The following is a 21,755-nucleotide window of genomic DNA, read 5'->3' as shown; positions in this document are numbered from 1 at the left end:
CAAGCCATGTTCACCAAGTTGTACATCGACGGCAAGTGGCTCGACGCGAGTGACGGCCGCACGTTCGAGGTGCTCGATCCGTCCACTGAGGAGGTTCTCGCGCAGGTCGCCGAGGCCACTCCCCAGGACGGCGCGAAGGCCCTGGACGCCGCCGTCGCCGCCCAGGCCGCGTGGGGCAGGACCGCTCCGCGGGTGAGGGCAGAGATCCTGCGCAAGGCGTTCGAGCTGGTCACCGCGCGGACCGAGGAGTTCGCGCAGCTGATCACGAAGGAGATGGGCAAGCCCCTCGCCGAGTCACGGGCCGAGGTCGCCTACGGGGCCGAGTTCCTGCGGTGGTTCTCCGAGGAGGCGCCGCGCATCTCCGGCCGGTTCACCACCGCGCCGGACGGCAGGAACAGGCTCGTGACGGTGAAGCGGCCGGTCGGGCCGTGCCTGTTCGTGACGCCGTGGAACTTCCCGCTGGCGATGGCCACGCGCAAGATCGCCCCGGCGATCGCGGCGGGCTGCACGATGGTGCTCAAGCCCGCCGAGCTCACGCCGCTGACCGCGTTGCTGTTCGCCGACGTGCTGACCGAGGCCGGACTGCCGGCGGGCGTGCTGAACGTGATCACGACGACCGATCCGGGTGCCGTCACCGGGCCGCTGCTGCGGGACCCGCGGCTGCGCAAGCTGTCGTTCACCGGCTCGACCGCGGTCGGCAAGAAGCTGATCGAGCAGTCCGCCGACCAGGTGCTGCGGGTGTCCATGGAACTGGGCGGCAACGCGCCGTTCCTGGTGTTCGAGGACGCCGACATCGATGCGGCTGCGGACGGCGCCGTGCTCGCCAAGCTGCGCAACGGCGGCGAGGCGTGCGTGGCGGCCAACCGGTTCCTGGTGCACTCGTCGGTCGCGGCGGAGTTCACGGCGAAGCTGGCGGCGCGCATGAAGGAGTACCCGCTCGGGCCGCTGATCGACGCGAAGACCCGCGCGAAGGTCACCGGCCTGGTCGAGGACGCGCTGGACCGCGGCGCCGAGCTCGCGCTGGGCGGAGCGGCGTTGGAGGGCAAGGGCTTCTTCTTCGAGGCGACCGTGCTGTCGGGCGTTCCTGCCGACGCGCGGATGCTTTCCGAAGAGATCTTCGGCCCGGTCGCGCCGGTCGTCACGTTCGAGACCGAGGAAGAAGCGGTCCGGATCGCGAACTCCACCGAGTACGGGCTGGTGTGCTTCGCCTACACCCGTGACCTCAACCGGGGTCTGCGGCTCGCGGAGTCCCTCGAAACCGGCATGCTCGGCCTCAACACCGGCATCGTGTCGAACCCCGCCGCGCCGTTCGGCGGCGTCAAGCACTCGGGCATCGGCCGCGAAGGCGGCGCCGAGGGCATCGAGGAGTACCTCGAAACCACTTATGTCGCAGTGTCCGACCCGTTTGGGAGCATCTGATGGACTTCGGGTTGGACCTGTTCTCGCTGAAAGGCAAGAACGCGATCGTCACCGGCGGCAACACGGGGCTGGGCCAGGCGTTCGCGCTCGGCCTGGCCGCCGCAGGGGCCGACGTGTTCGTGCCGAGCCTCGTGGACGACGACGGCGAGACGCAGAAGCTCGTGGAGGCGCAGGGCCAGCGGTTCTCGTCGATGACCGCGGACATCACGAAGCCCGGCGCGTGCGCGTCCGTTGTGGACACCTGCTTCGAGCAGTTCGGGTCCGTCGACATCGTGGTCAACTCGGCCGGCATCAGCCTGCTGGACGACGTCGAGAACTTCGGGCGCGACAAGTGGGACGCGATGATCGCGGTGAACCTCACGGCGGCCTTCGAGCTGGCGCACGAGGCGACCAGGTACATGATCCCGCAACGCTCCGGCAAGATCATCAACATTGCCTCGCTGTTCACGTTCCTCGGCGGTCGGCAGTCCCCCGCCTACGCCGCGACGAAGCACGGCATCGCCGGCTTCACCAAGGCGTACTGCGACGAGCTGGCGCAGCACAACATCCAGGTCAACGCGCTGGCACCGGGCTACTTCGCCACGAAGATCACCGAAGCGACCCGGTCGGACCCCGAGACCAACCAGCGCGTGATCGACCACATCCCGGCCGGCCGCTGGGGCGACCCGAGCGACCTGATGGGCGCACTGGTGTTCCTCGCCTGCCGCGCCTCCGACTACGTCAACGGCCACACGCTCGTGGTCGACGGCGGCTATCTCGTTCGCTGACTCCCTCTTCAAAGGCAGAGCCATGTTTCCTGCACCGCCGCCCTCCGTCCCCTCCGCCTCCGACCTGACCCGCGAGCAGATCGTCGCGGGCCTCACCGACCTCCTCGGCGCCGCGAAGGTCTCCACCGACGAGCAGGACCTGCGCGACGCCAGCGTCGACAGGTTCCGCAAGTACACCTCGGTGCACGGCATCTTCACCGGCCCGATCCCGGCCGCGATCGTCACGCCGGGCAGCACCGAGGAGGTCAGCGAGGTCCTGGCGTTCGCGAACGAGCACCGGATCAACGTCGTCCCGCGCACCGGCCGCACCGCGACCGAGGGCGGGCTGGAGACGCTGGTGGAGGACACCATCGTGCTCGACGGCTCCACAATGGACTCGATCGTGCGGATCGACCCGGTCAACATGATGGTGACCGCGCAGTGCGGCGTTCCGCTGCAGCACCTGGAGGACGCGCTGCGCGAACGCGGCCTGACCACCGGTCACTCGCCGCAGTCCAAGCCGCTCGCGCAGATGGGCGGGCTCGTCGCGACCAGGTCGATCGGCCAGTTCTCCACGCTGTACGGCGGGATCGAGGACATGGTCGTCGGGCTGGAGGCGGTGTTCCCGGACGGCACGGTCAGCCGGATCAAGAACGTGCCGCGGCGCGCGGCGGGGCCGGACATCCGGCACGTCGTGATCGGCAACGAGGGCGCCCTCTGCGTGATCACGGAGGTCACCGTCAAGCTGTTCAAGTACCAGCCGGAGCACAACCACTACTTCGGCTTCCTCACCGACGACTTCGGTGACGCGGTCGAGCGGCTGCGCACGCTGATCACCGACGGCTACCGGCCGTCCGTGTGCCGCGTCTACTCCCCCGAGGACGCGAACCAGCACTTCAGCCACTTCTCGCAGAACAAGAACGTCGTCGTGCTCGTCGCGGAGGGCCCCGAGGGCATCGCGCGGGCCACGGCCGAGGCGATCGAGAAGACGTTCGCGGGCACCGAGGCCGTCGACCCCGAGCTGATCGTCAAGTGGTTCGACAACCTCAACTGGGGCCAGGACAAGATCGACGCCGAGAAGCGCGCGATGCTGGAGACCCGGCACCTCGGCTACACCACCGAGGTCTCGGTCGACTGGTCGAACGTGACGCCGCTGTACGAGGCGATCATGAACCGGGTGCGCGCGGAGTTCCCGCGCTTCGCCGATCTCACAATGCTGGGCGCGCACTCGTCGCACAGCTACCAGACCGGCACGAACCTGTACTTCGTCTACGACTACGACATCACCTGCGAACCCGAGCAGGAGATCACCGAGTACCACATCCCGCTCAACGCGATCATCGTCGAGGAGTCGCTGCGGCTCGGCGGCTCGATGGTGCACCACCACGGCATCGGCAAGTACCGCACGCCGTGGACGCGCGACGAGCACGGCAGCGCGTACGGCATGCTCGAGGTCCTCAAGCGCGGCTTCGACCCGAACGGGATCATGAACGCCGGCACGATCTTCCCGGTGTCATGAGCTACCTGATCGCGATCGACAACGGCTCGCAGAGCACGAAGGTGTCGATCGTCGACGAGTTCGGCCGCGTGCACGCGTCGGCGCAGCGCCCGTTGCGCCCGTACGTGCACCCGCGGCCGGGCCGGGTCGTGCACCCGGACGACGACGTGTGGGACTCGATCGCCGAGGCCTGCACCGAGGCGATGCAGCGGTTCACCGGCGCTCCTGGCGAGATCGCGGGCGTCGGCCTGTGCACGATCCGGTTCTGCCGCGCGCTGATGGACGCGGACGGCCGCCTCACCGAGCCGTTGCTGAGCTGGATGGACGACCGGCTGGCCCAGCCCCAGGAGCACGGCGAGGCGATCCGGCTCGTCTCGCCGTCGTCGGGGTACGTGACGCTGCGGCTGACCGGCGAGCGCCGCGACACGGCCGGCAACTACGAGGGCATGTGGCCGATCGACCACGAGACATGGCGCTGGCCGGACTCCTCCCCCGGCTACGCAACGACGGGCATGCGCCGCGAGCAGCTGTTCGAGCTGGTCGACCCCGGCGCGTTGCTCGGGCACGTGACAGCCGAGGCTTCGACGGCGACCGGCCTGCCTGAGGGCCTGCCGGTGTTCGCGACCTCGAACGACAAGGCCGTCGAGGCGCTCGGCAGCGGCCTCGCGGACGAGCTGCTGGTGTCGCTCGGCACCTACATCGCCTCGATGACCACGGGTTCCGAGCACGTGGTGGACCCGACCGGTCGCTTTTGGGCGAACTTCGGCTCTGTACCGGGGAAGTACCTGTACGAGAGCAACGGCATCCGGCGCGGCATGTGGACCGTCAGCTGGTACCGCCAGCTCGTCGACGCCGACCTGGGCGAGCTGGAGGCCGGTGCCGCGGCCGTCGAACCGGGCTGCGGCGGCCTGCTGACCGTGCTCGACTGGCTCGCCCCCGGCGACCACCCGTACCGGCGCGGCGCACTGCTCGGGTTCGACGGCACCCAGGGCCGCTTCCACGTCTACCGCTCGATCCTGGAGGGCATCGCGCTGACCATGCGGCGGCACGGCGACGCGATGGCGCAGGCGCTGGACCGCGAGTTCCCCGAGCTGATCGTCTCCGGCGGTGGCTCCCGCTCCGACCTGATGATGCAGATCTTCGCCGACGTCTTCGCCCGGCCGGTGCGGCGCACGCGGATGAGCGACGCCGCGGGTCTGGGCGCCGCGATCTGCGCGGCCGTCGGCAGCGGCGTGCACCCGGACTGGGACAGCGCGGTCAAGGCGATGGTCACCACGGCGGACGTCTTCACGCCGTCCGCGGCCGCCGGGACGTACGCGCGGATCGCCGCCGACCACGCCCGCGTCACGGAGCACACCGATCCGCTGTTCGCGTCGCTCCACCCTTAAATGCGTGTTGACCGCGTACGTGCCGGTCGCCGTCCTCCGCTAGGTTTCCCCGGTCCTGGCTGAGAAAGTGCATTCGAGGGTGAAGCTGTGCGGTTGCCGGAGTCGGCGTTCGAACAGGCGAAACTGGGGTCTGGGCAGCTCGTCGCGGTGACCGCGCCGCCCGGCCCGGAACGGACGCAGGACCTGCTCCAGGCCGTGGAACGGGCGCAGGCGCGCGGGTTCGCCGTCGTGTGGACGACGTGCCGGGCGGACGCGCCGCCGTACTGGCCGTGGCACGCGGTCCTCGCCGGGCTGGGTGGCGACGCCGCGGTGCTGGACGCCGAGCCGGAGGTGTGTGCGCGGAAGGTCGCCGACGTGCTGGCGGCCAGGCCCGCGCTGGTGCTGGTGGACGACCTCGACCTGGCGGGCGAGGACGCGGTGCGGCTGCTGAAGGCGGTGGCGGAGCGGGTGCACCGGCTGCCCGTCGTCATCGTTGTCACGTCCACGGTCCGTCTGGTCGACCAGGCCCACGCAGCCCTCGCCGAAGGCCGCGTCACCGAGGCCCGCGACCTCCTCGACCAGGCCGCCCGCGACGGCGACCCCGAAGCCGCGCTGGGCCTGCCGGGCATGTGGGTCAACAAGTTCCGCGCCAGAGCCGACCGCGCCCTCGCCATCGCCCGCCTCCGCGAAGCCCTGGACCGCGGCCCCTCCGAGCCTCTGCGCACCCGCCTGAGCACCAGGCTCACCGCCGAGCACGCCTACGACCGGCGCGAGACCGAGAGCGTCCTGACAGCGTTGGAACAGGCCAGATCCACCGGTGACCGGTTGACCCTTGCCGAAGCGTTGTCGTTGACACATCACGCCCTGTGGTCCCCGCCGCACAACGCCCACCGCCGCGAGCTCGCCGACGAGCTGATCACCGTCGCCTCCGCCGCGGGCCTCGACCTGCTGGCGTTGAGCGGGTTGTGCCGCCGCACGATGGACCTGTTCACCCTGGGCGACCCGCACGCCGAACGCTCGCAGGCGGAGCTCGCTCGCAGAGCCGCCGGCTACCCCGGCCTGATGTTCTTCCACGCCGCCATGGACGTCATGCGCACGATCCGCGCGGGCAGGTTCGCGGAGGCCGAGCAGAAGTCGCTGGCCTGCGCCCAGCTGGGGATGGCGGCGGGCGACGTGGACGCCGAGACGTTCCACAGCACGCACCTGTTCGCGATCCGCTGGCTCCAGGGCCGCGGCGGCGAGCTCGTCGACCTGGCCGAGCAGGTCACGCACTCCCCCACGTTGCCGGACCTGGAGTTCAGCTTCGAGGCCGCGCTGGCACTGCTCGCACTCGAAGCGGGACAACGGGATCGCGCGCGGTCGGCGTTGCACCGGCTGACCATCAACGGACTCGCGGCCGTTCCGCTGTCCAGCACGTGGATCACCTGCATGTTCTGCGTGGTGCACGTGGCCGCGGCGCTCCAGGAAGCCGGCATCGCGCGCGAGGCCTACGAGCTGCTGCTGCCGTTCGCCGACCAGCCGGTGGTGCCGGCGACCGCGATCGTCTGCTTCGGGTCGACCGAACTGCTGCTGGGCATCGCCGCGACGACGTTCGGCGAGCCCGAGAAGGCCGCGGGACACCTGGAACGCGCTGTCACCACCAACATCCGGCTCGGCAACCTGCCCATGACGGCCTACGCCCGCGCCACGCTCGCCCAGACGGTCAAGGGCGAGCGCGCGAAGGCGTTGTTCGACGTCGCGATCAACGACGCCAACGCGATCGGCATGACAGCGCGGGCGCAGGCGTGGGCCCGGCACCGCGACGGGCTCTCCGACCGGGTGGTGATCCGCAAGGAGAACGTGTGGTGGGTGGTGTCCCACCACGGCAAGGAGACGCGGGTCGAGGACCTCGTCGGCATGCGCTACCTCGCGCGGCTCGTGGCCGATCCGGGCACCGAGATCGCGGCGCTGGAACTGGTGGGCGGGCAGGACAGCGGCAACCAGCCGTTGCTGGATCCCGTGGCACGCGCGGCTTATCTCACCCGCATCCGCGATCTGCGGGCCCAGCTGGACGACACCCCGTCGCCGCGGCTCGAGGCCGAGCTGGAGGCGTTGCTCAGCCACCTCGAACGCGAGACCGGCATGGGCGGGCGCGGCAGGAACTTCGCCGGCCCGGCCGAACGCGCCAGAACCGCTGTGCGCAAAGCGATCCGGCGGGCCATCGACACCATCGCGGCGACCGAGCAGTCCACAGCGGACGCGTTGCGCGAGACGGTGACCACGGGCTACCGCTGCTCGTACAAGCCCGGCTGATCTTGACCACCGCACGGCCGTTGGCTCGCCACCGGCGGCGAGCAGTCTCTTGTGCACGGGGGGCGCCGGTGGGGCGCCACACACCGCACGAGGAGAACAATGGACAAGCAGGGAGTGCTGCGGCGCTTCACGCGTTTCGGCGTGATGGGTCTCGCGGCCCTCGGCATCATGACCGTCACGGCGGGGGCGGCCGAGGCGAAGCAGACGTGCTCGACGGGCACGAACCACACCATCTGCTTCACGATCACCAAGGTGGGTTCGGACACCTACGACGTGAGCGTCGGCCTCGACGCCAGGATGTCCCGCGCGGACGCGCAGAACATCATCGACCAGCCCGGTGACCCCGTCGACGCGTGGGCGATGGGTGCCGACTGGTTCGACAACGCCGAGTTCCGGATCCCGGTCTCCTGGGTGCGGGCGACGGACAACGGGCTGAGCGCTCAGTTCTACATCCAGGTCCCGTACAACGCCCTGGACGAGGACTCGGACGGCGGCGACGAGCTCTACGCCCGCGCCCGCCTCTTCGACACCCGCACGTCGACCAAGACGTACAAGTCGAAGGAACTGCACAGCCCGTTCTAGAGCCGATCGGTGCCGCCGAGGGGGCGGCATCGCCCGGTTGAAGGCAGACGCCGTGGTTCGTCCCCCAGACCGGACCACGGCGTCGGCACGGCGGCCCGCATCCCCCGACACGGGCCGCCGTGCCAGCTATCCCGCCAGCACAGCGGCCTCCCTGCGGCGCAACGCGATCCCGGGTTCCATGCCGAACTCCTCGACCAGCAGCGCCCGCACCCGCCGGTACGTCCGCAGCGCGTCACCCGCGCGACCCGCCCGGTGCTGGGCCTCCATCAGCAGCTCCCACAACGACTCCCGCAGCGGGTACAGCGCGACGAGCCGTTCGAGCTGCGTGATCGCCTCCGCGTACCGGCCGCTCAGGCACAGCGCGCCCGCGTGGTTCTCCTCCGCGAACGCCACCGCCTCCCGCAGCCGCACGAGCTCCGCGCCGGCCCAGCCCTCGACCGGGCAGTCCGCGAGCGGCTCGCCCCTGTGCAGTCTCAACGCCTCCGCGTACCTGCCGTGCCGCAGGTGCTCGTCGAACTCCTCGACGTCGACGACGACCTGCGTGACGTCGAGCAGGTAACCGGGTTCGCGGGTGAGCACGACGCCGTCCGCGCCCGCCAGTTCGAGCGCCCGGCGGACCTTCGCGACGTGCCCCTGCAACGTCTTGGTCGCCGTCGGCGGCACGTCCTCGCCCCACAGGCCGTCGACCAGCGCCGACCGCGACACCAGCCGCCCGGTCCGCAACGCCAGCAACGCGAACACGGCACGCCGCCGCGCACCCGTGAAGTGCACGGGACCGTTCGGGCCGCGGACTTCGAGCGGCCCGAGCAGCCGCACCTCGATCTTCATCAGATTCCCCTCCCCTTGGACATGACTGAAGGCGTGCCACGGGTGTGCCGCGCGGCGGAACATCACCGCCCGATAACCGAATGATCACAGCAAGATATACCGACCGACCACTCAGTCGGTGCTTCTGGTGTGCTCGCAGGCATGGACATCGAGAAGGCCGTCGCACGGCTTGACCTGGCACGGAAGGTCCGGCTGCTGACCGGGTCGGCGTTGTTCGCGCTGCACGCAGAGCCGGAGATCGGGCTGGTGTCGCTGAAGCTCTCCGACGGCCCGACCGGTGTCCGCGGCGCCGAGCTGCGCGGCGGCACGATCGCGTGCGTGCTGCCGAACGCGACGCTGCTCGCCCAGCACTGGGACGTCGCGCTGGCCCGCGAGGTCGGCGAGGTGCTGGCGGACGAGGCGGCGGCGCAGCAGGTCCACGTCGTGCTCGGCCCGACGATCAACCTGCACCGCACCGCGCTGGGCGGGCGGCTGTTCGAGGCCTACAGCGAGGATCCGCTGCTCACCGGCGTGATCGCGGCCGCGTACGTGCGGGGCCTGCAGGACAAGGGCGTCGCGGCGACGCCGAAGCACTACGTGGCCAACGAGTCCGAGACCGAGCGGCGCACGGCGAGCATGGTGCTCGACGAGAAGACGTTGCGCGAGGTCTACCTGCTGCCGTTCGAGATCGTGGTCGCGGACTCCGCGCCGTGGGCGATCATGGCGGCGTACAACAACGTCAACGGTGTTCCCGCCACCGAGCACACCGACCTGGTCGAGGGCGTGCTGAAGGGCGAGTGGGGGTTCGACGGCCTGCTGATGTCCGACTGGTTCGCCACGAAGTCGACGGCGGCGAGCGCGAACGGCGGCCTCGACCTCGCGATGCCCGGTCCCGGCGGGCCGTGGGAGGACAAGCTGGTCGCGGCCGTTCAGGCCGGTGAGGTCGCCGAGTCCGTGATCGACGACCACGTGTCCCGGTTGCTGCTCCTGGCGTCGCGGACGGGTGCCTTCGGCTCAGTGCGGTCGTGGCCTTCTGACCTGCCCGCGCCGGACAGCCCGGTGCGCCGCGAGCAGCTGCGGAGGTTCGCGGCCGGGGGCATGACCGTGCTGAAGAACTCCGGTGTGCTGCCGTTGCAGGAGTCCTCGGTCACGCTGATCGGACGGCACGCGGTCGCGACCGTCGCGCAGGGCGGCGGTTCGGCGGGCGTGCGGCCACCGCACGTGATCAGCATCGCGGACGGCCTGACCTCGCGCCTCGGGTCCTCTGTGTCCGTTGTGGACGGTGTGGAGGTGCGGCAGCGGTACGCCGCACCGGCTCCTGGCGTGCTGAAGGACATCCGCGCTACGACCTACGACGCGGACGGCGAGGTGCTGGCGTCGCGGGACATGGAGATCGCCGAACTGGCCGCGTACGGGGGCTGGGCGCAGGGCGCGGCGTCGATCGAGGTGTCCGGCGAGGTCGTGCTGGACGAGCCGGCGCGGATGCTGATCGGCGTGCGCGGGTTCGGCGACTGGACGGTCGACGTGGCCGGGCGCCGGCACGCCGCAGTGCTGGCCAGGGGCGACGGGATCGTCGAGGAGGCGTTGCTCAAGCCGCCGCACTGGACGGCCGAGGTGCTGCTCTCCCCCGGCGACCGGATCACGGCCCGCGTGCGCGGGGCGGTCGCGCTGGCCGGCCTGATCACCCAGCCCGTGCCGCGCGCTCCCGCCGACGCCATCGGTGCCGCCGTGCGGGCCGCACGCGAGGCGGACTTGGCGGTCGTGGTCGTCGGGCTCACCGAGGAGCAGGAGACCGAGGGCTTCGACAAGATGACGCTGGCGTTGCCGGGCGAGCAGGACGCGCTGGTCGCGGCGGTGGCGGCGGCCGCCAGGAGCACGGTCGTGGTGGTGAACGCGGCGACCCCGGTGCTGATGCCGTGGCTCGGGCAGGTCGACGCGGTGCTGTGGGCGGGGTTGCCGGGGCAGGAGGCCGGGGACGCGGTGGCGGCGGCGTTGCTGGGCGAGATCGAACCGGCCGGGCGGCTGGTGACGACGTTCCCCCGGACGGACGCGGACGCGTTGCCGGTGGTGCCCGTCGACGGGGAGCTGGTCTACTCGGAGGGGACCGCCTTCGGGTACCGGGGTGCGACGGATCCGTTGTTCTGGTTCGGGCACGGGCTCGGCTACACGACGTGGGAGTACGGCGCCGCGTCCTGGACCGGAGCGGGCGAGGTCACGGCGGAGATCACGAACACCGGTTCACGGCCGGGGCGCGAAGTCGTGCAGGTGTACCTGCGGCCGGTCGGCGAGCCGGTTCGGCTGATCGGCTTCGCCACCGCCGACGTCCGGCCCGGCGAGACCGTGCGCGTCGAGGTCGCCTGCGACCCCCGGGCCCAACGAAGGTGGGACGGCGGCTGGCACCCCGTCACCGGCGAGGTCCTGATCGCCCGCGGCCTCGGCGACGTCCGCGTTACCCTGCCCGCTGATCAGGAGTGAGGTGACGCGGTGTCCGTCCCGCCCAGGTACCGGGCCAGGTCCCGCGTGGACGTCTCCGGCGAGGAGTCACGCGCGAAGGCCGTGGCCGTGGCGACGGAGCTGTTCGCGCTGACCGGGTTCAACGGCACGTCGGTGGCGGCCGTCGCGGCGAGGACCGGGCTCTCTCAGTCCGGTCTGCTGCACCACTTCCCCAGCAAGGCGGCGCTGCTCACCGCCGTGCTGGAGGAACGCGACAGGCAGGACGGCGACTTCCTGGCCGGCAGCGACGGCCCGCCGCTCGGCTGGGCGGCGTTCGACGCGCTGGCCGCTCTCGTGGCCCGCAACTCCACCCGGCCGCACCTGGTGGGTCTGTTCGTGCGGCTGGCGGCGGAGGCGACCGAACCCGCGCACCCCGCCCACCGATGGATTCATCAGCACTACAACGGTCTCCGGCAGTGGCTCACCGAGGCGATCACGACAGGTCAGCGCGAAGGCGAGATGGCGCGGGACGCGCCGATCACCGCGATCGTCCGCACCACGATCGCGGTGATCGACGGGCTGCAACAGCAGTGGTTGCTGGAGCCGGACCAGGTGTCCATGACGGCGGAGTTCGAGATGTTCACGGCGACCCTGCGCGCTCGCTGGGGTCGGTGACCGCAAGGTGGTGGCCCGGTTCAGTCTGGGGGACCCGTCCGGGCCACCGGTCTTGCGGTAGGTGGCCGACGTGCGCGGTGACTTTCACACGCCGGCCGGGTTCTGGGGGAACCGAACCCGGCAACTGCGCCGACCCCCATTCCCAGGTGTTCGGGCCTGGCGGCGCAGGTACCGGATCTGGACACAAAGATGACAGGCGCCGTGCACAGATTTCGCCCAGGCTGTGCACAGACGGTCAGGAAGTGCGCCAGGATGGGTGTGCACCCCAAGTCCTGATCATCGAGGAGCGATCTACCTGTGGAGTTCCTGCTGCTCGGCCCGCTTGCGGTACGGCGGTCGGGCACACTGCTGGAGCTGGGCGGGCCCCGGCAGCGCGCGGTGCTCACCATGCTGTTGCTGCACGCCAACGAAGCCGTCAGCTCGGCCCAGCTGACCGAGGCCGTGTGGGACTCCCCTCCGGCCGCTCCCGAGTCGAACCTCCGCACGTACGTCGCCGGGCTGCGCAAGGTCGTCGGCGACCGGCTCGTCACCCGGTCCGGGCACGGCTACCTGCTCACCGTCGAGCAGGGCGAGCTCGACCTCGACGCGTTCGAACTGCTGGTGCGCGAAGGTGAGAACGCTCTCACCGAGAACGACGCGGAGTCCGCCGCGGACCTGTTCGGGCAGGCGCTCGCCAGGTGGCACGGCGTTCCGACGGCCGAGCTGAACGCGGGGCCGTTGCTGCGCGCGGAGCTCACCCGGTTGCAGGAGCGCAGGCTCACGGCCGTCGAGCGGTTCGCCAAGGCCGCGCTGGAGCTCGGCAGGTTCGACGACGTGATCGACCGGCTGCGCCGTGAGACGGCGGCGCACCCGTTGCGCGAGGAGCTGTGGGCGTTGCTGATGCTCGCGCAGGACCGCTCCGGCCGCCGGGGCGAGGCGCTGGAGACCTATGCGACGGCCCGCAGGCACATGGTCGAGCAGCTCGGCGTCGAGCCGGGCGCGCGGATGCGTCAGCTGCACCAGGTGGTCCTGGAGAGCCGGGTGCCCTCGCCCGCGGCGCTGAGCGCGCACCGGCAGCTGCCGATGGACATCGCCGAGTTCACCGGGCGCGAGTCCGAGCTGCGCAAGCTCGTCGAGCCGGGGCCGCAGACCACGGTCGTGATCTCCGCGATCGAGGGAATGGCCGGGGTCGGCAAGACGAAGCTCGCCGTGCGGGCCGCGCACCAGCTGGCCGGGCGCTATCCCGACGTGCAGCTGTGGGCCGACCTGCACGGGTTCGACGCGGACGAGCTGCCCGCCGACCCGGCCGCCGTGCTGGAGAGCTTCCTGCGGCTGCTCGGCGTACCCGGCGGGCAGATCCCCTCCTCGCTGGAAGACAGGGCCGCGCTCTACCGCGACCGGTTGACGGGCAAGCGCGCGTTGGTGCTGCTGGACAACGCCGCCGGCGAGGACCAGGTGCGGCCGTTGCTGCCGGGCAGCGCGACGTGCATGGTGCTGATCACCAGCCGCCGCACGCTGTTGCAGCTGGACGGGGCCCGATCGGTGTTCCTCGACGTCTTCACGCCACCGGAGGCACTGGCGCTGCTGGCGAGGATCGCCGGGCACGACCGGGTCGACGCCGACCGCGAGGCGGCGGAACGGATCGCCGAGATGTGCGGGCACCTGCCGATCGCCGTCGCACTGGCCGCGAAACGCCTCGCCCGCCGTCCGCAGTGGACCGTGCGGGACCTGGTGGACCGGCTCGAACGGGGAGGCGGTCTCGGTGCTCGGGGCGTGTTCGACCTCTCGTACCAGGCGCTGCCGGAGAACCAGAGGCGTCTGTTTCGCCTCCTCGGACTCCACCCAGGCGAGGACGTCACCGCCGACTCCGCCGCCGCCCTCGCCGGGCTGACCGCGCACGAGGCCGGTGACCTGCTGGAGACGCTGCTCGACGAACACCTGTTGCAGCAACACACTCCGGACCGCTACGGCCTGCACGACCTGTTGCGCGCGTACGCCGTCGAGCAGGTGAACGCCGCCGAACCGCCGCCCGCCAGGACGTTGGCGCGGCGCCGCGTGCTCGACTGGTACGTGCACACGTCGTGGCGCAGCGCGCAGCTGCTCAACCCCCAGCGGCAGCTGGAGATCGGCCCGGCCGACCCGGCCGTGCACCCCCGCTCGTTCGCCGACCGGGACATGGCGCTGCTGTGGTGCGACACGGAACGCGCGAACCTGGTGGCCGCGATCCGCGACGCCGCCGAGCACGACCTGCCGGAGCACTCGTGGAGCCTCGCTCAATGCCTGTGGGACTTCTTCAACCTGCGCAAGCACTGGGCGGACTGGCTCGACACGCACGGCGTCGCGCTGGCGGCCGCGCGGTCGGTCGGTGACCGGTCGGCAGAGGGCCGGATGCTGATCACGCTGGGCATCGCGTTGCGCGAGGTGCGGCGGCACGACGAGGCGATCGAGTGCTACGAGCAGGCGCTCGCGATCTTCCGCGCCACCGGCGACAGGTCGCGTCAGGTGCCGACGCTGAACAACATCGGCATCGTCCACATGGCGGAGGGCAGGCCGGAGGCCGCGCTGGCGTGCTACGAGCAGTCCGCGGAGATCGCCGGCGAGCTGGGCGATCTGCACACGGCGGCCGTGCTGCTGAACAACATCGGGCTGCTGCACGCCGACGCGGGCCGGTTCGACGTGGCGCTGGCGCGGTACCTGCGGGCGCTGGAGATCCGGCAGGAGATCAAGGACCCGTACAGCGAGGCGATCCTGCTCAACAACGTCGGCGAGGTGTACCGGGGGATGCTCGACTTCGAGCAGGCCGTGGCGCACGTCGAGCGGGCGCTGGAGACGTTCCGCGCGATCGGCGACCTGTACGGGCAGGCGGAGTCGCTCGACAACCTCGGGCTCGCGCTCGACGGGCTCGGTGACCGGCGCGGCGCGGAGAAGTGCTGGCTGGAGTCCGCGACGGTGTTCGAGGAGCTCGGCGAGCCCAAGGCGGACGAGGTCCGCGCCCGGCTTTGACCGGCCGATCAAGCAAAGCGCGATCCGTGCCGTATCGCGTTTCTCCAGCCTGGGCTGACTGCCCTTCTGGGGCCTGGTCACAACAACTGAAGACGTGAGGACACGGCATGAAGGATCTCTCTTTCGACCCTGACGACCTGGAGCTCGGCGACCTCGCGGTCACCTCCCTGCGCGACTCGGTCGCGTTGCCGGAGTCCGGAGCCTCCGGAGGCGCCTCGTCGTGCTCGTGCGGCAGCTCGTCGTGCAGCAGCTGCACCCAGCCCCAGCTTCCCGCCCAGAACGCATGAGCGAACGCGTGCAGGGAGAAACAGCGCCATACGCACTCGTGCGCCTGGCGGCCCTGCCGCACCCGGACGGCGCTGCGACGGCAGCGCCGTTCCGGCGGGCGGTGGAGACGTTGGCGGCGCTCGAAGCCACGCTGCTGTCACTGGCGGGTCCGGTGTCGGACCTGTTGCACGACAGCGCCGGCACGCACTCCGACGCCTACCACCGCGCAGTCGTGCTGCCGTTGCGCCGCGACGTCCACAACGGACGGATGCCGCGCGCGGCACTGCTCGCCGAGGCCGCCGAACTGGTCTCGCGGTTCCCGCAGCTCGGTTCCTGGCTGTCCGCGATGGACGCCAGGGTCTCGGCCGTGGCCGAGGTCGAGCGGTTGCTGCCCGAGGCGCTCGACGCCGAACGTGCCGTGCTCGCCACGTTGTGCGGGGACGAGTCCGTGCGCAAGGCGGCCGTGTTCAGCGGTCGTGACCTCTGGCAGGGGCTCGCGCGGGCCGGTTCGTCCGACAAGCGCGCCCGCAAGGCCGAGCCGGCCGTGCTGCGCTACGCCCTGCGTGCGACGTCCAAGACCAGTCCCCTGTCCTGGTACGCGGCGGTCGGCTGGGGCACCTGGTCGCCCGACGCGCCGGAGCCCGACTTCGGGACCCCGGTCGCGGTGACGCGGGTGAACCAGGTGCTGCTGTCGCGGTTGATCGCGGCCCTGCTCGCCGATCGCGCGCACGTGATCGACCATCCGCACCGGCTGGCACCGGACGTGCACTTCGAGGACGGCCAGGCGAAGTTCCGCCGGGACGTGCCCGCTCGCGGGCCGTTGCGCGCGTACGTCGGGATCCAGGAGGACGTGGAACTGGCGTCGAGCGCGCCGTTGCAGTTCCTGGTCGGGCTGACCGGGGCGAACCCCAAGGGGATCAGCCCGGCCGAGCTGGCGAGCGCGCTGGCGACCCGGTTGCCCGACGGCGAATCCGACCGCGCGCAGCACTACGTGGCGTTGTTGCTCGACATCAAGCTCCTGATGCCGGTGCTGCCGGTGGATCCGCAGGACCCGGCGGCCTGTCCCGCTCTGGCTTCGTGGCTGCGGGACACCGGGCGGTCGGCGTTGGCCGATCACGTGCTGGGCATCTATCGGGACACGGTGGCGTTCGCCGAGCTAGGGGCTTCGGCCCGGCCTGCCGCTCTGGCCGCGTTGTTCTCCGCCTGGGAGGCGCTGGGGGCTCTGGCCGGCGTCGAGCTGGGTGACGTGACGCCGTTGAGCGAGGACGTCGTGCTGCCGCAGCCGGTGCGGCTCGGTCGTGCGCACGGGTACGACGGGGTGCGGTCGCTGGCAGGGCTGACGCCGTTGCTGATGCTGTTCGACCGGCACCTGGCGATCCGCCGGCACTCGCGGGACCTCTTCGTGTCCGCGTTCGGGCGTGGCGGTGTCGCCCGGCCGGCCGAGTGCGCGCCGTTGATGCACGAGGCCATGTCCGGCGCGCCGACCGGTGGGCTGGGCGCGAGCCGGGCCCAGGTGGCGGACCTGGTGCAGGACGGCGTGATCACCGACGAGGCGGTGAACGCCGCCGCGGACCTGGTGCCCGCGTGGATGAAGACGCGGCCGGTCTCGTACTCGTTCTTCGCGCAGCCGTCGCCCGACGGCCTGGTGGTGAACCACATCTACGACGGGTTCGGCCGCTTCCCCGGCCGGTTCCTCGACCTGCTGCCGCCCGAGGCCTACGCGACCGTCCGGGCCACTTTGGACGGTGTGTTCCCGCGCGGCTTCCTGGAGTACCGGCCGGTGCAGGGCTTCAACCCGAACCTGCACCCGTTGCTGGGCCGTGCGGAGATCGGCGAGGACCCGCGCTGGGCCGACCACACGCCGGACGCGCTGGAGGTCTTCCACGACCAGGAGAACGACGAGCTGCGCCTGCGCCGCCGCGACAACGGCGCGCTGCTGGACGTGCTGTACCTCGGCTACCTGATGCCGATCTCCCTGCCGGACCGCGCCGCCGCCCTGCACACCGACCTGTCGTGCGGCGCCGCCGACCTCACCCCGTTGCAACCGGTGTCGCTGGACGGTGACGTCCGGGTGGCCTCGCGCCTGCGGTACCGCGACGTGGTGCTGGGCCGCCGGTACTGGGACTTCCCCTCGGCGATGCTGGACGAGGCGTTCGGTTCGGTGCCGGGCGCGACTGCTCTGCGCGCGCGATTCGGCCTGCCGTCCTCGCTGTTCGCGGGCATGGGCGGGGTGATCACGTCCCGCGAGGACTTCGAGGCCCGCGTGAACGGCCAGAAACCGCAGTACGTCGACCTCCTGAACGCCCTGCACCTGCGTTGCCTCCCGCGCCTGGTCTCCCGCTACGGCGCGCACGTCCGCCTGACCGAGGCGCTGCCCGTGCCGGCGGGCCAGGTGCTCGAAGTGGTGGCGGAGACCTATCGGAGGGCCGGATGACCGACGTCGTCTGCTACTACCACGACCCCGTCAAGGCCCCGCTGCTCCGCGACGGCGTGCTGCCGGCCCTCGCCGCCGCTACCTCGGCCTTCCCGGACACGGTCGGCCACGTCGAACGCCACTGGCTGCACGGCCCGCACGTCCGCGTCGTGCTCGACGGTCCGTCCAGCTCGACGGCGGCCCTGCTGGTGGCCACCCTGCTGCGCTCCCACCTGGCCGCTTCGCCGTCCACCGTCGAGCTCTCCCCGGACGAACTGCTGGCGCACGCCGAGACCGCCGCGGTGGCCGAACTGCTGCTGCCGCCGTTCACCCCGTTCCACCCCAACAACTCCGTGCACGTCGAACCGACCGACACCTCGCGGGCCTCGGCGTTCCTCCCGCCGGCCCACGTGGCCCTGCGCGCCCACGGCCTCCGCCTGGGCGTGCCGCTCCTGCGCCCGTCCTTGGGAGTCTCCCGCCCTCTGCTGGCCCTGACCGCGATGGCCGTGCACGCCAGCCGCTACCCGGGCGGCCTCCAGTACGGCTACCACTCGTTCCTCTCGCACGTGGAGGACTTCCTCCTCGCCAGTGATCCGGACGGTGCCGTCCGGTCCACACTGGACAAGATCTGGTCCGCAAACGCTTCCACCGCCTGCGCTCTGGTATCCCAAGTCGCTCTCGGCCACCCCACCACCCATCTGGAAGCGGCCTGGCAGACGTGGACCATCGCCCTGCGCCTGGCCGCAGAGGAGAGCTACGACGCGGGCGACCTGAGCCCGGACCCCAACCCCCGCCACGGCGAACGCGCCTACGAGGTGGGCGACCCGGACGCCATCCGCCGCTACAACTACGGCGAGCGGACCACGTTCACCGACTACCACACAGCGATGTGGACGGTCGACCTCTCGTCCCCGCCCGTGGCGCGAGCCATGACCGTCTACCGCCTCGGCACCAACGTCCTCTACCAACTCCTCGCCCTCTGCGACGTGACGCCGATGGAGCGCTACGCGGCCGCCCACCTCTTGGCGCAGGCGGCGCAACAGGTCCTCGGCACCACCTGGTCCGACCAGTTCGCCGCCCTCAGGAAGACGGGGTGACGCCCGTGCTCGTCCGGCTGCGCCCGGTCGTCCAGGCCACCCAGACCCCCGACGGCCTGCACCTGCGCGGCTGGACGTCGAGCTGCACCCTGTCCGGCGGCGCGGGCCTGTGGAAGCTGTGGCAACGCCTGGCCCCGCAACTGTCGGCCGGTGTGGTGCGGGCCGACCTGGAGGCGCCGGTCGACGCGGCACCAGGGTTGCGGGCGGCGGTGGCGTTGATCGTGGAGCAGTTGTGGGAGCACGACATGCTCGTCGAGATGCCCGGCTGGGGTGCGGACGCGCCTTCGCCGGACGTGGTGGCCTGGCTGGAGTCGGCGGCCGCGGAACCGGTGGAGGCGTGGCGTCGGTTGCGCGGGGTCACGGTGGTGGTGTCGGGGAACGAGGTGCTGGCCAGAGCGGCGGTGCAGGCGGCGGACGCGGTGGGGCTGGCGGTAGAAGCGGCGGGGCGGGCGGATGGCTCGGCGGCCTCGGAAGGTGGAGAAATCCCGCAGGAACCCGAGCCGACCTCCACCGGCGAACTTTCCCACTCCGCCCGCGAACCTTCCCACTCCGCCCGTGGGCTTCCCCCCTCGGCCCGTGGGCTTTCCCCCTCCACCCGCGAACTCTCCCCCTCGGCCCGCGAACTCTCCCTCTCTGCCGGCGGTCTTACCGTCGTGGCGGAGTGCGGTACCGAAGCCGGCTACGTCCTGCCGCCCGCCACCGAGGCATCTCTTTCACTCAACACTGAAGCCACTATGCGCACCTCCGCCAGGCTCGGCCTCACCGGCGAACCCACCGGCGTCCTCGCGACCCTGATCGGGAGCGCCACCGTGCACCGGCTCGTCTGCGCCATCGCCGGCCTGCCCGACCCGGCCAATGGACTCGCCGACCTCCCCGCCTGTCCGATGGCCCTGGTCGCCCACGCGTCCCCGCTCACCGCCACCTACCACCCGATCCTCCAAGGCACACCGGCCGAAGACCCGTGGCAGGCCCTCGACGCCCTCACCGACGCCGAACTCGGCCCCGTCGACACGCCGGAGTTCGGCGCCCTCCCCCAGGTCCCGGCCAACCTCGCCACCTCCGGCACGGCACTGGGCATCGGCACCACCGCTGCCGCCGCCCGCCTCGACGCCGCCCTCAACGCCCTCAAGTCCGACGGCGTCATCGGCATCGACGACGTTCATGCGCGCGGAGCAGCCTTGAGACAGGCGGTGCGGCACCACCGGGGTGAACCGGCCGATCCCGAGGAGTGGACGGGCGATCCGACCGCGCACCGGTGGTGGAAGGCGTTGACCGCGCGGTTCGGCGTGGCGGCCGTGGTCAGGGTCGAGCGGCTCGCGGACGGGGTCCACCGGGCCGAGATCCGCGACAAGCACCGGGTTCTGGCCTGGGCCGTGGAGGCGAGCGCCGCGGACGCGGTGGCGTTCGCGGCGCTCGGCGCGACCGGGTTCGCGCAGGCGGGGAAGGCGGGGACCGCGCACCTCAACGGGGCCGCGCCCGCCAGGACGGCCGACCAGCCCGCGTGGGTCACCAGGCAGTGGCACTGGCCCGCGGACGTCCGGGAGCGCGAAGAGCAGCTCCAGCAGGCGATCGCACGGATGCCGGGCATCGGCATCCGGCCGGTGGAACTCGATCCCGAACTCCGGGCCGCAGGGCTGAGGGCGTACCGATGATCACCTACACGACGCAGGACCCGCCGGTCGTCAGGGCGGACGGCGCGCTGACACTCGTCGGTCCCGGCACGGGCGTCTGCACCAGGTGTGCGGAGAACGCGCGGCTCGCCCAGGCGCCACGCCAGATCCTCAACCTGGGAGGCCTCACGGCGCCGGCGTTCGCGCCGCTGGTCGCGGCGATCGACAGCGGTGACGCGGTCGTCGCGATCCGGAGCGACCTCGGGCTGGTGTCCACGCACCGGATCAAGCCGGGCGTCTGTTGCGAGCCGGTGCAAGAGGCCGTCGAGAACACGGCCACACCCAACGGTGAACTCCGCACACCCAACAGCAAGACCACGGCGAAGGCCTTGAAGGCCGCCATGGTCGACTTCCGGCACGGGCCCGTGACGGCGTTGTTCAAGAGCGGGCACCTGCCGTTGGCCACGGTCACGGCGGAATTGGACGCGCACACGGTCGGCTACGGCCGCACCACGTCGTTCGAGGAGGCGGAACGAACCGCGATCTTCGAGCTGATCGAACGGATCAACGGCATGCGGCCCCGCACGAAACCGGCCGCGGAAGCGTCGTTCGCCGAACTCGGGCCGGAACGAGCGGTGGATCCGAGCACCCTCGGCCTCGACGACGAGAACGACACCTACCACCCCGCAAGAAGAATGCGCTGGGTCGAGGGCTGGTCGTACACGAAGAAGAAGAACGTCCTGGTGCCGGAGCAGATCGCGTACTGGGGTGCGCCGGGTGAGAGGTTCGTGCACGAGACGTCGAACGGCTGCGGGCTCGGCAACAGCCTGACGGAGGCGGTGCTGCACGGGCTGTTCGAGGTCGCCGAACGGGACGCGTTCCTGATGGCCTGGTACGGGAGAACGCCGCTCGGAAGGATCAAGCTGCCGGACGACCCGTTGCTGCACCACCTCACCGACCGGCTCGAAGAGCTCGGCTACGAGCTCCTCTTCCTCAACGCCACCAACGACCTGCGCATCCCGGCCGTCATGACCCTGGCCAGAGCGAGGCGAAAAGGCCTGCCCCAGGCGTTCTTCGCGGCCGGCGCCAGCCCCGACCCGGTCAGGGCCATGCGGTCGGCGGCCGTCGAGGTGGCGGTGGACGTCGAAGCCTTCGCGGACCGGGTGAGGACCAAGCCGGAGGACTACGAGCCGGAACGGCTGAAGAGGCTGCTCGAAGACCCGAGGCTGGTCAGGACCATGGACGACCACGTCGCCGTGAACACCCTCGACGAAGCCAAAGACCGGTGGACGTTCCTCGTCGGCGACGAACCCCCGCAAGAGCTCGCGGACACCAGGACGCACACCGACCTCAAGCACCTGCTCGACAGCTGCACGAGGGCGATGAGCCTGGAGGTGATCGCCGTCGACCAGTCGGACCCGCACACGGTGAACACGTTCGGCCTGCACGCGGCCAAGGTCGTCGTGCCCGGCGCGCTGCCCATGACGTTCGGCCACCGCAGGACCAAGGGCCTCGACCGGCTCGTCCCCAGGCAGACGCACCCCCACCCGTTCCCCTGAGGAGTGAA

Annotated in this window: 15 protein-coding genes; 14 read left to right on the top strand and 1 reads right to left on the bottom strand. The window is 71.3% G+C overall.

Annotation, left to right across the window (positions count from 1 at the left end):
- Positions 1 to 6: 6 nt before the first annotated feature.
- From ACQEU1_RS44390 to ACQEU1_RS44365, 6 genes are all read left to right on the top strand, one after another.
- Entirely contained in the window at positions 7 to 1,419 is a 1,413-nt protein-coding gene (locus ACQEU1_RS44390) for an NAD-dependent succinate-semialdehyde dehydrogenase (protein WP_433216710.1), read from the top strand.
- Entirely contained in the window at positions 1,419 to 2,186 is a 768-nt protein-coding gene (locus ACQEU1_RS44385) for an SDR family oxidoreductase (protein WP_433216707.1), read from the top strand. The genes ACQEU1_RS44390 and ACQEU1_RS44385 overlap by 1 nt, the downstream gene beginning before the upstream one ends.
- Before the next feature lie 22 nt (positions 2,187 to 2,208).
- Positions 2,209 to 3,684 (top strand): FAD-binding oxidoreductase, encoded by a 1,476-nt coding sequence (locus ACQEU1_RS44380; RefSeq protein ID WP_433216704.1) that lies wholly within the window; start codon positions 2,209 to 2,211, stop codon positions 3,682 to 3,684.
- Positions 3,681 to 5,051, top strand: coding sequence for an FGGY-family carbohydrate kinase (locus ACQEU1_RS44375; protein WP_433216701.1), 1,371 nt, complete (start codon positions 3,681 to 3,683; stop codon positions 5,049 to 5,051). The genes ACQEU1_RS44380 and ACQEU1_RS44375 overlap by 4 nt, the downstream gene beginning before the upstream one ends.
- Positions 5,052 to 5,138: 87 nt before the next feature.
- Complete coding sequence (locus tag ACQEU1_RS44370) at positions 5,139 to 7,322, top strand: hypothetical protein (protein WP_433216698.1); 2,184 nt, start codon at positions 5,139 to 5,141, stop codon at positions 7,320 to 7,322.
- Between the two features lie 99 nt (positions 7,323 to 7,421).
- Positions 7,422 to 7,904 carry a hypothetical protein gene (locus tag ACQEU1_RS44365; protein WP_433216695.1) on the top strand — a complete coding sequence of 161 codons (483 nt, stop codon included), beginning with the start codon at positions 7,422 to 7,424 and terminating at the stop codon, positions 7,902 to 7,904.
- 126 nt (positions 7,905 to 8,030) lie between these two features.
- Here ACQEU1_RS44365 and ACQEU1_RS44360 read toward each other — a convergent pair whose 3' ends face one another.
- Complete coding sequence (locus ACQEU1_RS44360) at positions 8,031 to 8,732, bottom strand: AfsR/SARP family transcriptional regulator (protein WP_433216692.1); 702 nt, start codon at positions 8,730 to 8,732, stop codon at positions 8,031 to 8,033.
- A 141-nt stretch (positions 8,733 to 8,873) separates the two neighbouring features.
- Between ACQEU1_RS44360 and ACQEU1_RS44355 the strand changes: the two genes are divergently transcribed.
- The 8 genes from ACQEU1_RS44355 to ACQEU1_RS44320 all read left to right on the top strand — a co-directional run bounded on the left by ACQEU1_RS44355 (position 8,874) and on the right by ACQEU1_RS44320 (position 21,747).
- Complete coding sequence (locus tag ACQEU1_RS44355) at positions 8,874 to 11,186, top strand: glycoside hydrolase family 3 C-terminal domain-containing protein (protein WP_433216689.1); 2,313 nt, start codon at positions 8,874 to 8,876, stop codon at positions 11,184 to 11,186.
- A gap of 9 nt (positions 11,187 to 11,195) precedes the next feature.
- The gene (locus ACQEU1_RS44350; protein WP_433216686.1) at positions 11,196 to 11,819 is read left to right on the top strand and encodes a TetR/AcrR family transcriptional regulator; all 624 of its coding nucleotides are present in this window, start codon (positions 11,196 to 11,198) and stop codon (positions 11,817 to 11,819) included.
- Positions 11,820 to 12,116: 297 nt separating this feature from the next.
- On the top strand, positions 12,117 to 14,801 hold the full coding sequence (locus ACQEU1_RS44345; RefSeq protein WP_433216683.1) for a BTAD domain-containing putative transcriptional regulator: 2,685 nt from the start codon (positions 12,117 to 12,119) through the stop codon (positions 14,799 to 14,801).
- 107 nt (positions 14,802 to 14,908) lie between these two features.
- A complete protein-coding gene (locus ACQEU1_RS44340) occupies positions 14,909 to 15,088 on the top strand; it encodes a thiazolylpeptide-type bacteriocin (RefSeq protein WP_266040363.1) in 180 nt (59 codons plus the stop codon).
- Positions 15,085 to 17,502, top strand: coding sequence for a lantibiotic dehydratase (locus ACQEU1_RS44335; protein ID WP_433216679.1), 2,418 nt, complete (start codon positions 15,085 to 15,087; stop codon positions 17,500 to 17,502). The genes ACQEU1_RS44340 and ACQEU1_RS44335 overlap by 4 nt, the downstream gene beginning before the upstream one ends.
- Complete coding sequence (locus tag ACQEU1_RS44330) at positions 17,499 to 18,578, top strand: hypothetical protein (RefSeq protein ID WP_433216676.1); 1,080 nt, start codon at positions 17,499 to 17,501, stop codon at positions 18,576 to 18,578. The genes ACQEU1_RS44335 and ACQEU1_RS44330 overlap by 4 nt, the downstream gene beginning before the upstream one ends.
- Entirely contained in the window at positions 18,575 to 20,230 is a 1,656-nt protein-coding gene (locus ACQEU1_RS44325) for a hypothetical protein (RefSeq protein ID WP_433216673.1), read from the top strand. Before ACQEU1_RS44330 ends, ACQEU1_RS44325 begins: the two co-directional genes overlap by 4 nt.
- On the top strand, positions 20,227 to 21,747 hold the full coding sequence (locus ACQEU1_RS44320; RefSeq protein ID WP_433216670.1) for a YcaO-like family protein: 1,521 nt from the start codon (positions 20,227 to 20,229) through the stop codon (positions 21,745 to 21,747). The genes ACQEU1_RS44325 and ACQEU1_RS44320 overlap by 4 nt, the downstream gene beginning before the upstream one ends.
- The last annotated feature ends 8 nt before the right edge of the window (positions 21,748 to 21,755 follow it).

The organism is Lentzea sp. CA-135723, from assembly GCF_050936595.1.
GTDB lineage: Bacteria > Actinomycetota > Actinomycetes > Mycobacteriales > Pseudonocardiaceae > Lentzea.
The sequence above is the reverse complement of the archived record's forward strand: the minus strand, read 5'-3'. Positions and strand labels throughout refer to the sequence as shown.

What these genes read in the sequence shown, in the direction of transcription:
- ACQEU1_RS44390 (WP_433216710.1), top strand. Translation starts at nt 7, where the DNA reads ATGTTCACCAAGTTGTACATCGACGGCAAGTGGCTCGACGCGAGTGAC.
- ACQEU1_RS44385 (WP_433216707.1), top strand. Translation starts at nt 1,419, where the DNA reads ATGGACTTCGGGTTGGACCTGTTCTCGCTGAAAGGCAAGAACGCGATC.
- ACQEU1_RS44380 (WP_433216704.1), top strand. Translation starts at nt 2,209, where the DNA reads ATGTTTCCTGCACCGCCGCCCTCCGTCCCCTCCGCCTCCGACCTGACC.
- ACQEU1_RS44375 (WP_433216701.1), top strand. Translation starts at nt 3,681, where the DNA reads ATGAGCTACCTGATCGCGATCGACAACGGCTCGCAGAGCACGAAGGTG.
- ACQEU1_RS44365 (WP_433216695.1), top strand. Translation starts at nt 7,422, where the DNA reads ATGGACAAGCAGGGAGTGCTGCGGCGCTTCACGCGTTTCGGCGTGATG.
- ACQEU1_RS44360 (WP_433216692.1), bottom strand. Translation starts at nt 8,732, where the DNA reads ATGAAGATCGAGGTGCGGCTGCTCGGGCCGCTCGAAGTCCGCGGCCCG.
- ACQEU1_RS44355 (WP_433216689.1), top strand. Translation starts at nt 8,874, where the DNA reads ATGGACATCGAGAAGGCCGTCGCACGGCTTGACCTGGCACGGAAGGTC.
- ACQEU1_RS44340 (WP_266040363.1), top strand. Translation starts at nt 14,909, where the DNA reads ATGAAGGATCTCTCTTTCGACCCTGACGACCTGGAGCTCGGCGACCTC.
- ACQEU1_RS44335 (WP_433216679.1), top strand. Translation starts at nt 15,085, where the DNA reads ATGAGCGAACGCGTGCAGGGAGAAACAGCGCCATACGCACTCGTGCGC.
- ACQEU1_RS44330 (WP_433216676.1), top strand. Translation starts at nt 17,499, where the DNA reads ATGACCGACGTCGTCTGCTACTACCACGACCCCGTCAAGGCCCCGCTG.
- ACQEU1_RS44320 (WP_433216670.1), top strand. Translation starts at nt 20,227, where the DNA reads ATGATCACCTACACGACGCAGGACCCGCCGGTCGTCAGGGCGGACGGC.